The organism is Paraburkholderia sp. RL17-337-BIB-A, assembly GCF_046025895.1.
In the GTDB taxonomy this organism is placed as follows: Bacteria; Pseudomonadota; Gammaproteobacteria; order Burkholderiales; family Burkholderiaceae; genus Paraburkholderia; species Paraburkholderia fungorum_C.
On record NZ_JARESY010000004.1, the window covers coordinates 418,114 to 431,471 of the forward strand.

The 13,358-nt window shown below is 61.7% G+C and carries 10 protein-coding genes; 3 read left to right on the forward strand and 7 right to left on the reverse strand.

Annotated elements, in window-relative coordinates:
- Positions 1–107 precede the first annotated feature (107 nt).
- From oxlT to P0D84_RS47050, 6 genes are all read right to left on the reverse strand, one after another.
- Complete coding sequence (gene oxlT, locus P0D84_RS47025) at positions 108–1,394, reverse strand: oxalate/formate MFS antiporter (protein ID WP_408350887.1); 1,287 nt, start codon at positions 1,392–1,394, stop codon at positions 108–110.
- Positions 1,395–2,093: 699 nt separating this feature from the next.
- Positions 2,094–3,107 (reverse strand): alpha/beta fold hydrolase, encoded by a 1,014-nt coding sequence (locus tag P0D84_RS47030; RefSeq protein ID WP_408350890.1) that lies wholly within the window; start codon positions 3,105–3,107, stop codon positions 2,094–2,096.
- Between the two features lie 241 nt (positions 3,108–3,348).
- Positions 3,349–5,007, reverse strand: coding sequence for a dipeptide ABC transporter ATP-binding protein (locus P0D84_RS47035; protein WP_408350893.1), 1,659 nt, complete (start codon positions 5,005–5,007; stop codon positions 3,349–3,351).
- A gap of 4 nt (positions 5,008–5,011) precedes the next feature.
- Positions 5,012–5,974, reverse strand: a complete 963-nt coding sequence (locus P0D84_RS47040; RefSeq protein ID WP_408350896.1) for an ABC transporter permease — start codon at positions 5,972–5,974, stop codon at positions 5,012–5,014.
- Between the two features lie 18 nt (positions 5,975–5,992).
- Positions 5,993–6,934 (reverse strand): ABC transporter permease, encoded by a 942-nt coding sequence (locus tag P0D84_RS47045; protein WP_408350899.1) that lies wholly within the window; start codon positions 6,932–6,934, stop codon positions 5,993–5,995.
- A 96-nt stretch (positions 6,935–7,030) separates the two neighbouring features.
- The gene (locus P0D84_RS47050; protein ID WP_408350902.1) at positions 7,031–8,611 is read right to left on the reverse strand and encodes an ABC transporter substrate-binding protein; all 1,581 of its coding nucleotides are present in this window, start codon (positions 8,609–8,611) and stop codon (positions 7,031–7,033) included.
- A 548-nt stretch (positions 8,612–9,159) separates the two neighbouring features.
- Between P0D84_RS47050 and P0D84_RS47055 the strand changes: the two genes are divergently transcribed.
- Positions 9,160–10,167, forward strand: a complete 1,008-nt coding sequence (locus P0D84_RS47055) for an asparaginase (RefSeq protein WP_408350905.1) — start codon at positions 9,160–9,162, stop codon at positions 10,165–10,167.
- A 100-nt stretch (positions 10,168–10,267) separates the two neighbouring features.
- Here the strand turns inward: P0D84_RS47055 and P0D84_RS47060 are convergent, their stop codons facing one another.
- Positions 10,268–11,170 carry a LysR family transcriptional regulator gene (locus tag P0D84_RS47060; protein ID WP_408350908.1) on the reverse strand — a complete coding sequence of 301 codons (903 nt, stop codon included), beginning with the start codon at positions 11,168–11,170 and terminating at the stop codon, positions 10,268–10,270.
- Between the two features lie 129 nt (positions 11,171–11,299).
- Between P0D84_RS47060 and leuC the strand changes: the two genes are divergently transcribed.
- Positions 11,300–12,715, forward strand: a complete 1,416-nt coding sequence (gene leuC / locus P0D84_RS47065; RefSeq protein WP_408350911.1) for a 3-isopropylmalate dehydratase large subunit — start codon at positions 11,300–11,302, stop codon at positions 12,713–12,715.
- The gene (gene leuD, locus P0D84_RS47070; protein WP_408350914.1) at positions 12,708–13,349 is read left to right on the forward strand and encodes a 3-isopropylmalate dehydratase small subunit; all 642 of its coding nucleotides are present in this window, start codon (positions 12,708–12,710) and stop codon (positions 13,347–13,349) included. The genes leuC and leuD overlap by 8 nt, the downstream gene beginning before the upstream one ends.
- Positions 13,350–13,358: the final 9 nt, after the last annotated feature.

The following is a 13,358-nucleotide window of genomic DNA, read 5'->3' on the forward strand; positions in this document are numbered from 1 at the left end:
GTGGAAGATTGAGGAGACAAAAGAAGCAGAAAATCGACGAAGCGGTACAGCATCCGCGCTGATTCGAGTGGGCGAGATTGCTGGCAAGCCGGCCGTGGCCGGCTGCATTACGAGCGACTGGAGGCGCGGGCAAACCACGCGCGGCGCATCGGTCTGAGCGCGGCGATCGCGAGCACAGCGGTACAACTATCCAACGCGATAGCCGTGCCGAACACCGCGTCCCAACCGCCCGTATGCTCGTGGAGTAGCGCGGCCACCGGTCCGCCCAGAATCGAACCGACGCCTTGCGCATAAGACAGGCACGCGTAGTTGACGATTGCATGCTTGCCGCCAAAGGTGTCCGTGAGCGTCGAAGGGAAAAGCGAAAAAATCTCGCCCCAGCCGAGAAAGACGACGCCTGACAGCAGCACGAACAACAACGGGTCGTGCCGCGACGTGAGCCACAAGGTCATCGCTATCGCTTCCATCCCGAAGGCGATCAGCATCGTATGCTCGCGCCCGATCAGGTCGGAGATCCATCCGAACATAGGCCGCGTCACGCCGTTCGCCACGCGATCAATGGTCAACGCAAGCGGCAACGCCGCGAGGCCGAACACGGTGACTCCCGACATGCCGAAGTCGCGCGTGAAGACTGCCATTTGTGAGGTCACCATCAGGCCGGAGGTCGCCATCATCGACATCATCACGAACATCAGCCAGAACAACGGCGTGCGCAGCATGCTGCCGGGCCGCGTGTCGGGTGCGGCGGCGGCGGCTTTCTGCGGCCGCCAGTCCGCCATATAGCCGGGCGGCGGCAGCCGCATGCCGAGCGCGGCAAGTATGCCGACCACGCCGAGGATCACGCCAAAGACGACCAGCGTATGCTGATAGCCGTATTTGGCGATGCTATTGGTGATCGGAAACGTCGTGAGCATTGCGCCCATGCCGAAGCCCGCCATCACCACGCCAATCGCAAAACCGCGACGGTCTGGGAACCAGCGCGCCATCAGCCCGATCGTGCCGACCACGACAATACCTACGCCGATCCCCCCGAGAACGCCATAGCAGAGATAGACGGACAGCAAAGACTCGGCGCGGCTCGTCAGTACCCAGCTAAGCCCCGTGATCGCGCCGCCGGCGGCCAGCAGCCAGCGCGGCCCAAAGCGTTCGATTAAATAGCCTTCGAGCGGCGACAGAAAAGTCTGGCAGACAATGAGAATGGAGAAGGTGACCTGCAGACTCGGCAGCGACACGCCGAGTTGCGCTGTCAGCGGGCGCGTCAGCAAAGTCCAGATGTATTGGGGATTGGACGCGACCATCGCACACACGAGGCCGCACAGTAATTGCCACCAGCGGCTCTGTAGTGAAAGTGCAAGTGGCGCGCGGCTGCGGGCGCCAAAATCCTGGGTGCTCATGCTTCAACTCCGTACGAATAAGTGACACGAAATGACTCGGGCAGTGCGCTTGCCTGGAGGCCTGAAACGACGCTCCTGGACAACGCGCTCAGTGCATCGGAGCGTAAGTTCAGATGACCTAGCCTTGAAAACGGCACCTTCGACGATCTGCCAGTGTGTAGGCATCACGTCGATATAGTTGCAATTTCCAATAATTGCCATTCACATGTGACTTCGATTGCACGAAGTGTGCCACGACGCGGGAAACCCTGTGTTCATGGACAAATCAGGTGTTTTTCATACCGCGACGCACACCCGGCCATGCGCGAAAATCATGCGCCGAGCGCGCGAGAAAGGTGCACTGCGCAACTGAAATTCACTGTTGCACCGATTCCGGGCGCAACCTTGGCATTCGTCGAGCCTGTACGGTTGCGACGATCCAAGGGAGTCGTTCAAATGTGACGACGCAGTCTGCCGAAACACCCGACTTAGTTCGTCGCGGTGCGCATCAGGAGGTCGTGCGACCTGGCGTCAGGGCTCGGTAGCCCGGATGATTGTCATGCCGGGGACGCCTGTGGCGTCCCCGGCATGTTGCAGTCGCACGCTCATCTGCATCAGCGACTTCCGCAATGTTGCCCGACAGCATTGGGGTGGTGGCTTGCGGTGCCGATGAAGGACTGCAGGAAAAGCACGAGACGCAGCCGCGGCATGTCCAGCGCGTCAGTCCTCGAGATGCCGGGTTATCGCAGCGGAAATAAACGCGGCATCTTCCACATTGGCTGTCGGCAGTCCGGCGCGATGGCCCCATATCGACGTAATGGGCAGGAGCGTGGCGTTGCGCATCTGCTCGACCTCGAGACGGTTGTCTTCCACCTGGAAATACAGATCGGTTGTGCTCGGCATGATCAACGCCTTTGCCGTAATCGCTTTCAGCGCCGCGTGAAAATCGCCGTTGTATGTGGAATTAGCGGCGATGTTCGCATGCTGCCAAGTCCATAGATGAGCCAGCAGGTTGTTGCCGTCGCGCTTCAGGAAATTCGCTTCCCACGACATCACGAGATAGTCTTCGAGCGAGGAGAAGCCGGCCTGCCGCCACACCTCGTTACGATAGAACGTCTGCGACATCGCCATGGCGGCGTAGTTGCGACCCATGGCCCGCAGACCGCGTTCGGGCCGCTCAACGAACGTTCCGTTTTGAAAGGCCGCATCCGTCGTCAGGGTCGCGCGCACGCCCTCGATGAAAACCTGATTGTGCGGCGAGGCCTTTGCCGCGCCGCAGAGCACGACCAGCCGCCTGACCATCTCCGGATACATTGATGCCCATTGATACGCCTGCAACCCGCCCATCGACCACCCGCATGCCATTTGCAGAACTTCGATGCCGAGTTCTTGCGTCAGGAGTTGGTGTTGAATCGCGACGTTATCGGCAATCGTAAAATTCGGCCAACGGCTTCCGTTGAAGGGCTCGGTTGCGTTGCTGGGCGAGGACGATAGTCCATTGCCGAACAGATTCGGAATAACGACGAAGTACTTGTTAGTGTCTAGCGCCTTGCCCGGACCGACCATCCACTCGATGTCATAGTGATGCGCGGAAAACGACGTCATATACAGAATGACATTCGATTTTTCTGCGTTCAGCTTTCCGTAAGTCTGATAGGCGAGCTTGGCATCTCTGAAGGTGATACCGGATTGCAACACCACGTTTCCGGCATTGAATACAAAATAGTCTTCCATTGGTAGGGGGTCCCTCTTGGTGAAATGTGGCGAATGGTAATAGAAAAATCAGATAGACGTCTCGATGCGCCGCGGCGGCATGAAGCTCGGCCACACACGCCTCGCGCACGCGGGAGCGATCTTCGCCAGCAGTTCAGCAGTTCAGCAGCGAACGCGTCCCACAGCAGCTAGTGGATAGCATGAGTGCCAGCGGCGCCGCTGACCGGAAACTCAGGGAATCACCGTGATCAAAGGGTCCGCGTCAAGCGGCGCCGAACGCAAAGCCGCGCCCTGGCGCCGCCGCCAGCAAGGCCTGCGTATATTCGTGGCGCGGCGCGAGGAACACGTCCTGGATCGCGCCTTCCTCGACAATCTCGCCGCGCCGCATCACGATGACCCGATCGCAGATCTGGCTGGCCACCCGCAGATCGTGCGTAATGAACAGAATGCCGATCCGCAGCCGCTGCTGAATGTCATCCAGCAGATCGAGAATCTGCGCCTGGACCGAGACGTCGAGCGCGGACACCGCCTCGTCGGCAATCAACACTTGTGGCTCGCATGCCAGCGCCCGCGCGATCGAAATGCGTTGCCGCTGGCCCCCGGAGAATTCGCTAGGGTAGCGGTTCAGCGCATCGGGCCTGAGCCGTACCAGCGTCATCAATTCTTCAGCACGTTGCCACGCTTGAGCGTATGGCACGCCGAAATTCAACGGCCCTTCGACGATCGAGGCACCCACTGTCTGGCGCGGATCCAGCGACCGGTATGGATCCTGGAACACGACCTGTACGCCGCGTCGGAACGGATATAGCGCGCGGCCGCGCGCTTTGGCCACCGATCGGCCGTCGGCGAAGATATCGCCGGCAGTCGGCTCAATCAGCCGCGCAATGCAGCGCGCGACCGTCGACTTTCCCGAACCGGACTCGCCCACGATTCCGACCGTTTCGCCCGGATGCACCATCAGCGAGACATCGCTGGCCGCCTGCACCTTGCGCTTGCGGCCCGGCCAGGAACCCGTCACATACGTCTTCCCGATCCCGCGCGCGTCGAGCAGCGGATAGGCTTTCTCCACCGGTGGGCGCGTGCGCGGTACCAGCGCAGGAACGGCTGCCAGCAACATGCGGGTATAGGGCTCGCGCGGCTGCTGCAACACCTGCAACTTGGAGCCCTGCTCGACCATGTCGCCCAACCGCAACACCACGACACGATCAGCAATCTCGGCGACAACGCCGAAATCGTGGGTAATGAACAGCACGGCGGTTCCGCTCTCCGTCTGCAATTCACGAATCAGCTTGAGGATCTCGGCCTGGGTCGTGACGTCGAGCGCCGTGGTGGGCTCGTCGCAGATCAGCAGCGACGGCTTCAGGATCAGCGCCATTGCAATCACGATGCGCTGGCGCTGTCCGCCCGACAACTGATGCGGATAAGACGCGTAAATGCGCTCCGGTTCCGGCAGCCTGACGTGGGCGAAGATCTCTAGGATGCGCCGGCGCCTCTCGCCGACGCTGGCACGGCTATGCTGTGCCAGCATCTCGTCGACCTGCGCGCCGCACGTCATGATCGGATTGAGGGCCGTCATCGGCTCCTGGAAAACCATCGCCATTTTTTCGCCGCGCAATTGGCGGATGCGATCCGGGCTGGCTGTCAGCACGTCCTCGCCGAGCAATTCGATGCTGCCGTCCAGCGCCTTGAGCGACGCCGGCAGCAAGCCCATCACTGCCTGTGCGATCACCGATTTACCCGAGCCCGACTCGCCCAGCAGGCAGACAATCTCTCCCTGCCGCACGTCGAGCGAGACGTGGCGGATCGCATGGGGGCGGTCGGCACCGGCCGGCAGGGAAATGGTGAGGTCATTCACGGCAAGGACGGTTGTGGCCGGCCCGGCGGCGGAGGGTGCCGCCGTTTTGAAGTCGAAATCGCGCATCACGTCAGCTCCCCCGTTTGTTGAATTTTGGATCGAGCGTGTCACGCAATCCGTCGCCCAGGATATTGACCGCCAGCACCGTCAGCGCCAGGAAGACACCAGGGAACAGCACGGTCTGCGGATACTGGTTGAACTGCATGCGGCCGTCGGCCATGACGTTGCCCCACGTCGGAATATCCGGCGGCAGGCCGACGCCGAGAAACGACAGAATCGCTTCCACCAGGATGGCCGACGCGCACACGTAGGTTCCTTGCACGATCAGCGGTGCGATTGCATTCGGCAGAATATGACGCCACAGAATCTTGACGGTCGGCGTGGCCAACGAAATGGCCGCCTCGATGTAGGGTTCCTCGCGAATGGTCAGCACGATCGAGCGTACCAACCGCGCGACGCGCGGAATTTCGGGAATCGTGATCGCGACAATCACCGTGACCAGCGTCGGTCGCCAGAGCGCCATCAACGTAATCGCGAACAGGATGCTGGGAATCGCCATCAAGCTGTCCATGGCGCGCATGATGACGTCATCTAGACGGCGAAAATACCCCGCCGCCACGCCGACCAGTGCGCCGAAGGTGAGCGCCAGCAGTGCCACCGTGATGCCGACCGACAGGGACACGCGCGCACCATATACCACCCGGCTCCAGGTATCCCGGCCGAGACTGTCGGTGCCCATCAGGAAGAAGTGCTGGAACGTCGCGCCCGACAGATCACTGAATTCGGCCGTCACACCCGGCGCGAGATTGGCGCTCGCGGGATCCATCGCGGTCGGGTCGATCGTGCCAAGCCACGGTGCGGCGACGGCTACGAAGAGCAGAAGCAACAGTGCGCCGCATCCCAGGCGCACCGACCAGTTCCGCAGCACACGGCGCCACAACGGTGTGCGGGAGCGTACGGCCGGCGCCACCTCCAGGTTGGCAAGCATGGCGCCCGGCGCGGCAAGGGTCATCGGATCGTGATCGTCGCTCATGTCCAATCGTCCTTTCACTCAATAGCGGATACGCGGGTCGAGAAGCAGATAGCTCATGTCGACCAGCAGGTTGATAAGCACATAAACAAAGGAAAAGAACAACGTGATGCCTTGTACCAGGGGGAAGTCGCGCGCCAGTACCGCGTCGACCGTCAATTGCCCGAGCCCGGGGATCGCGTAGACGGTTTCGGTGACCACCACGCCGCCGATCAGCAAGCCGACGCCGATGCCGATCACCGTGATGATCGGTACCGCGGCATTGGCCAGCGCATGGCGAATCAACACGCGTGCTTCGGAGATGCCTTTGGCGCGGGCGGTGCGGATGTAGTCTTCGGTCAGCGCCTCGGCAACCGCGGCGCGCGTCACGCGGGCAATCAGCGCAAGGTAGACGATGGACAGCGTAATGGCGGGCAGGATCAGGTGCGTGAGCCACGGACCAATGCCCGCGCTCAGTGGCGCGTATCCCTGCACCGGCAGCAGCTTCGCATGCAAGGCGACCGCCCATATGAGGATATAGCCGACCACGAACGACGGCACCGAGAATCCCATCACCGACACGCCCATCAGCATCCGGTCCAGCCAGCCTCCGTGCCGCGAGGCCGCGATCACGCCGAGCGGCACCGCGAGCAGGAGCGTCATCACCAGTGTCAGGACGGACAGCGAAACGGTCGGTGCGATGCGTTGCGCAATCAACCGGGTGACCGGCTGTTTCATGTAGTACGAGTCGCCGAGGTTGCCCTGCAGCAACTGCCCGGTCCATTTGACGAACTGCACCGGCAGCGGGCGGTCGAGCCCGAGGCTCGCGTGGATCCGCGCGATGTCGGCGCTAGTGCCGTTGTCACCGACGAGCGCCGCAGCCGGATCGCCCGGCGTCAGGCGCAGAATCATGAATACGATAAGGGCGACAACGACCAGCACTGGCGCCGTCGACAATATGCGCCGGAAAAGAAAGAAAGCCATGTCGTTTACGCTCCAAAGCCGGTTGACAGATGAACGGGCTCGCGTTTGCTCTGCGAGACGGCGGCCGGCCGGCTAACAGCCAGCCGCCGATACGGGTTAGCTCTTGCGAATGTTCCAGAACACGTTGACCGGAGCCGGCACGACGCCGCTGACCACGCCCTTGCGGATCACCGAATAGAAATCAAAGTCGCCCAACGGCGCCAGGATCCCGCTCTGATACGTTTCCAGTTGGATCGCCGCAGCGATCTTCTTTCGCTGCGCAGGATCGCTGCTGGCAAGGTACTCGTTCTTGAGCTGCTCGATCTTGTCGTCAGTCGCCCAGCCGAACCAGCCCTTCTCGCCGTTGCCCGTCAGCGGCGTGAAGAACAACGGATTCATCGTGTCGCCGGGCGCCCAGCCGGTAATGAACAGGTTCCAGCCACCCTTGTCGGCCGCCGCCTTGCTGGTTCGGCGCGTCACAAGCGTCGACCAGTCCATTGCCTGGAGGTCGACATTGAACCCGGCCTGCTTCAGCAGTTGCGCCATGACTGGCGGAAACTTGTTCAGTACTGCGTAGTCCGACGGATACAGCAGCACCACCGGCTTGCCGTCGTAGCCCGCTTCCTTCAGCAGATTGCGGGCCGCCGCGAACTGGGGCTTGCCAGTGAAATAGGCGGTCTCGGTCGAGGCCAACGGCGAATCGCATGGGTAAATCGACGAACACGTCCGGTACAGATCCTTGTTCACCAGTTGAGCGCGCATCAACGCTTCCTGGTTGATCGCCATGATTGCCGCCTGAGCAATCTTCGGGTTGTTGAACGGCGCCACGAGATGATTCAGGTGCAGGTCGAAGAGCCCGGCGGGCGTCGGCTTCACCAGCTCCAGTTTGGGATTGCTCTTGAACGCGGCGTACTGCTCGGCGGGCATCCATTCGATCATGTCCACTTCACCGTTCGCAATCGCATTGGCCTGCGTCTGCGCGTCCTTGAGCACGATCCATTCGACCCGGTCGACATAGACATGCTTGCCGCCCGCGGTACCGGAAGCCGGCTCCGGTCGCGGCACATAGTTCGGGTTCTTGATGTACACGATCTTCGCGCCAGGGCGATACTCGTCCTGTTTGAAGATGTAAGGGCCCGACCCGGTGTAGTCGGAGATCTGCTGGTCCGCCGGCGTATCGGCGACCCGCTTCGGCATGATGAACGCGGCGCTGCCCGACGGCTTGCCGAGCGCGTCCAGGACCATCGGGAAGGGTTGCTTGAAGGTCATGCGGAAGGTCTTGGCGTCGACCGCATCGAACGACTGCAAGGCCGTGAACATTCTCTGACCAAACACGTCGCGCTTGCCCCAGCGCGTGATCGACGCAATAACGTCAGCCGAGGTGACCGGCTTGCCGTCGCTGAATGCGAGCCCCTTGCGCAGCGTGAACGTCCAGGTCTTGCCGTCCGGCGAGGTCGTATACGTGTCCACCATCTCCGGTTGTACTACGCCCTTGGCATCCACGCCGAACAGTGTGTCGTAGATCATGTAGCCATGATCGCGCGTGATGAATGCCGTGGTCCAGATCGGATCGAGGATCTTCAGATCGGCTTGCGGCACGATCCGTAACACCTTGGATTCATCCTGCGCACACACCATCGTCGCAGCGCTCGCAATCAGCGCCCCAGCCACGCATTGAGTAAACAGTCGCTTCAACATGCTTCACTCCAATAGGAAGAAATGACACAAAATGAATTCGGGCCGTGCTTGCGTCGTTATTAGCGGCCGAGTTCACTCGCCCCCCTCCTTCGACGTGTTCAGTAAGCGTGTTGAGACAGTGGTACGGCGCGTCACGTCCCTGCCCGGACGCCGCACTCCACGCCCACGCGTCGAGTGCATCCAGACGGAACTTCAGATGCTTCATTTCGGATATGCGCCTGCAACAGGCTGATCTCCGAGCCACCGTGCTACATTAATTGCAACTTGCAACAATTGAAATTCACACTCTTACAGGCACGAAGCGTGCCATGATCCGGTAAATCCAGTACGTGTGGGCAAGTCGGGCGATTGCCCCACCGGCAAGAGCGCGCTGCAGTGCGCGGGAGTTGTGCAAGTGCGCGCGAGGAAGGTGCATCACGCAGTACAAGATCGTCGTCGCACCGATTCCGGGCGCGAGAGCGGCATTACTCATCGGTACCGGGTATTTGGACGCTATTTAAAGTACGATTTAAGTCGATATTTTTCACACACTCGAAAGGAACGCTTCGATGAACTATCCGAGCATCGCAGTCGGGGCATTAGGCGGCACCATATGCATGACCGCCGACAATGCCGACGCTGGCGCGTTGCCACGTCTTTCCGCGCAACAACTGGTGACTGCGGTCCCCGGTCTGGCCGATATCGCGCAGATTCACGCCAAGACGCTTTTGCAATTACCCAGCCCTTCGCTGACCCTTGCGCATGTGCTGGACAGTCTGGCGTGGGCAGAGCGCATGGTGGCGGCCGGCGCCGCCGGGATCGTGCTGACCCAAGGGACCGATACGCTTGAGGAGACTGCCTTCCTGCTCGATCTTCTGTGGACGCATCCTCAGCCGCTGGTGGTCACAGGGGCGATGCGCACGCCGCTGGCCGCAGGCGCGGATGGCCCCGCCAATCTTCTTGCCGCGGTGGCCTGCGCCGCGCACGGCGCCAGTCGCGGGCGCGGCGTAGCCGTAGTCATGAATAACACGATCCATGAGGCGCGCTGGGTGCGCAAAGCGAACTCGATGTCCGTCGAAACCTTCGAGTCGCCGGTCGTGGGGCCAGCCGGCATGGTGCTCGAAGGTATGCCGCAGTATTTCCGTTCACCGTCAAGGCGTTATTCCCCGCGCTTCGCAAAGCCCGACCTGTCGGTGCGAGTGGCACTCGTCGAGACATGTCTGGGCGAGACGGGTCAGATGCTCGACGCGGTCGTCCACGCGGGATATCACGGGATCGTCATCGCGGCCTACGGTGCAGGCCATGTTTCGGATGACGAAGCAAAGCGCATCGAGGCGCTGGTGCCCCGGCTGCCGATCGTCATCTCCAGCCGCACGGGATCGGGATCGACGGCCGAGCGCACCTATGGATTTTCCGGCTCGGAAATCGACCTGGCCCGCCGTGGCGCTTTGTTTTCAGGGTGGCTCGGGCCGCGCAAGGCGCGCCTGCTTCTCTGGCTGCTGCTCGCCACGGGCGCGCCGCGCAACGTATGCGCCACTGCGTTCGATTTCTGGAAGCGCGTCGACAATGCCGACTAGACGCCCGGCACAATGTGCATTGCCCGCCGGCTCGAGCAACGCGTTCCGGGTTGCGGCGCAAATCGCAGGTGAGCGAGAAATCACCGGCTTTCTTGCGATTTCAGCCCGCTCCCGGCCCCTTCCCGAGAAAGCCTTCGAGAAACTCGATGAACGCCGTCACCTTCGCCGTCAGATTGAGCCGCTCGGGATACACGGCATAGATATCTGCCGGCGGCAACGACCAATCGGGCAGCAACTGCTTGAGGCGGCCAGACTGCAGATAGGTGGTCGCATCCCACTCCGAACGCATCAGGATGCCCTGTCCCTCAAGTGCCCAGACGAGCGTCGCTTCGCCATCGTTGCTGCTCAGCACACCGTGCACCTTGACCGTCTCATGGCGCTTGCCCTTGCTGAAATGCCAGGTGCCGTAGGCCGTGTCGCTTTCCCTGAGTACGATGCATTGATGCCGCTGCAGATCGCGCGGCGTGTCGGGCTCGCCTTTCGCGCGCACGTAGATCGGCGACGCGCAGACCATCCGGCGGTTCGTCGCGACCTTGCGTGCGATCAACCTCGAATCAGGAATCTCGCCGAACCGGATGCCGACGTCAAACGCCGCTTCGGCGAGATTCAACGGCCGATCCGTCAGCTCAAGCTGTACCTCGACGTCGGGATACTGGCGATGAAACGCTGCGATGGCCGGAGCGATGTGACGGCGACCAAACCCGAACGTCGCATTGACGCGCAGCAGCCCCTTTGGCGTCGCTCTGCTGCTCGAAATGGTCCGGTCGAGTTCCTGCAATGCAGACAGCAGCTTCGACCCCGTCGTCAGGTATTGCTCGCCCTCATGCGTCATGCTGAGGCGCCGCGTCGTCCGGTTCAGCAGCCGCACGCCGAGGCGCCGCTCGATCTGCGCGAGGCGCGCGCTCACCGCGGGCGGCGTAACCCCAACGTCCCGCGCGAGCGCCGACAGGCTGCCATGTTTGACGAGTGCGACGAAAAATTCGAGGTCCGAAACCGCATCCATTGATAAATATAATTTAAGAGTAGTTTAAATTCATCTGAATTCTATATCAGAATAGCCAGATTAGACTCCTGCCCATCGGTCGATGATGACCGCGCCCCACGCCTCAGATTCAACCGGCCAGAGGAGTCCATGCCGCACACCTTCTATCAAAAGCTCGTCGCATCCCATACAGTCGACCGCCTCGACGAGCAGCATGTGCTGCTGTATGCGGACCTGCATATCATGAACGAGTACACGAGTCCGCAGGCGTTCGCCGGACTCGCTGAGAAAGACGTCCTCGTGCGCCGGCCACGGCAGCAGATGGGCATTGTCGACCACGTGATCCCGACGCGTCCGGTGCCGGTTGCCGCCCGCACGATCGACATCGTCGACGCATCGAAGCAAGCCGCGAATTTCACACGCAACTGCGTCACGCAAGGCATTCACCTGTTCGACGTGACCGATCCGGCGCAGGGGATCGAGCACGTCGTCGCACCGGAAATCGGACTGATCCGGCCTGGCATGGTCGTACTGTGCGGCGACAGCCACACGACGACCTACGGTGCGCTCGGCGCACTCGGCTTCGGGATCGGCACTTCCGAAGTCGAACACGTACTCGCGACGCAAACGCTCGTCTATCGCGTGGCGGACGACATGCGGATCACCGTCGACGGAGAACTGCCGGCTGGCACCACGTCGAAGGACCTGGTACTGCACATCATTGCCCGTATCGGCGCACAAGGCGCCCGCGGCTTCGCGCTCGAATATGCGGGATCGACGATCGCTTCGCTTTCTGCCGAGGCGCGAATGACCCTGTGCAACATGACGGTCGAAGCCGGCGCGCGCGCTGCGTTGATTGCACCGGACGACACGACGATCGACTACGTGCGGACCCGCGTGCGCGATCTGGATGCAGCGACGCTCGAGAGTGCAACGGCCGCATGGCGCTCGCTGCGCTCGGACCCCGATGCTGTCTTCGATGTCGAATATCATGTCGATGCATCGCAAATCGCGCCGTATGTGACGTGGGGCACGAGTCCGGACCAGGCGATTCCCGTCGACGGGCACATTCCCGAGGTCGACACGGCAACCGGCATCGACGCAGCAACCGCGCGTAAGGCACTCGACTACATCGCGCTGCCGGCCGGCGCGAGCATCGAGGGCACGCCAATCGATCGTGTGTTCATTGGCTCGTGCACGAATGCGCGCATTGAAGACCTGCGAGCGGCAGCGGCCATGGTACGCGGACGCAAGGTCGCGGCATCAGTGCGCGCGATGGTCGTTCCTGGTTCCGGCATGGTCCGCGACCAGGCCGAGCGCGAAGGCGTTGCGCAGATCCTGATCGACGCGGGCTTCGAATGGCGCCAGCCCGGCTGTTCAATGTGCCTCGCGATGAACGACGACGTCCTGGCACCGGGCGAGCGCTGCGCGTCGACGACCAATCGCAACTTCGAAGGCCGTCAGGGCCGCGGCAGCAAGACCCATCTGATGAGTCCCGCCATGGCCGCCGCCGCCGCGATCGCGGGCCATATCGTCGACATTCGCAAGGAGCTTGTACATGGCTGATCGCCGTCTCATTCAGGGCACCGCAGCACCGTTGCCGATCAACAATCTTGATACCGACCAGATCATGCCGAAGCAGTTTCTGCTCGGCATCGACAAGTCGGGGCTTGCGCGTGGGCTGCTTTACGACCTGCGTCACGATGAGCGCGGTCAGGCGCGCGAGACGTTCGTGCTGAATCGCCCCGAATATCGCGACACACGCATTCTGATCGGCGGCTCGAACTTCGGCTGTGGGTCGAGCCGCGAACACGCCGTGTGGGGACTGCAACAAGCCGGCATCGAAGCGGTCATCGCGCCGAGCTACGGCGAGATCTTCTACTTCAACGCCGGCAACAATCGCCTGCTGCTCGTGACGCTGGCGCCGGAAATAGTCGATGCACTCGTTGCCGAACTGGCTGATGCGGACTCCAAACAACTGTCGATCGACGTCGAAAACGAAGTTGTCGTGACCGCCTCGGGCGAGCGCCACCCGTTCTCGATCCCGTCGCGGCAAAAACGCATGTTCATGGACGGTCTCGATATGGTCCAGATGACACTGCAGCAATCCGATCAGATCGACGCGTTTGAAAAGCGGCATTGGGCAGCCAATCCGTGGGCACGCATCGATCTTCCCGCCCAGCAACGCAGCACTTCGTAAATAGACGCG

Coding starts and splice junctions, on each gene's coding strand:
- oxlT (WP_408350887.1), bottom strand. CDS start 1,394: ATGAGCACCCAGGATTTTGGCGCCCGCAGCCGCGCGCCACTTGCACTT.
- P0D84_RS47030 (WP_408350890.1), bottom strand. CDS start 3,107: ATGGAAGACTATTTTGTATTCAATGCCGGAAACGTGGTGTTGCAATCC.
- P0D84_RS47035 (WP_408350893.1), bottom strand. CDS start 5,007: ATGCGCGATTTCGACTTCAAAACGGCGGCACCCTCCGCCGCCGGGCCG.
- P0D84_RS47040 (WP_408350896.1), bottom strand. CDS start 5,974: ATGAGCGACGATCACGATCCGATGACCCTTGCCGCGCCGGGCGCCATG.
- P0D84_RS47045 (WP_408350899.1), bottom strand. CDS start 6,934: ATGGCTTTCTTTCTTTTCCGGCGCATATTGTCGACGGCGCCAGTGCTG.
- P0D84_RS47050 (WP_408350902.1), bottom strand. CDS start 8,611: ATGTTGAAGCGACTGTTTACTCAATGCGTGGCTGGGGCGCTGATTGCG.
- P0D84_RS47055 (WP_408350905.1), top strand. CDS start 9,160: ATGAACTATCCGAGCATCGCAGTCGGGGCATTAGGCGGCACCATATGC.
- P0D84_RS47060 (WP_408350908.1), bottom strand. CDS start 11,170: ATGGATGCGGTTTCGGACCTCGAATTTTTCGTCGCACTCGTCAAACAT.
- leuC (WP_408350911.1), top strand. CDS start 11,300: ATGCCGCACACCTTCTATCAAAAGCTCGTCGCATCCCATACAGTCGAC.
- leuD (WP_408350914.1), top strand. CDS start 12,708: ATGGCTGATCGCCGTCTCATTCAGGGCACCGCAGCACCGTTGCCGATC.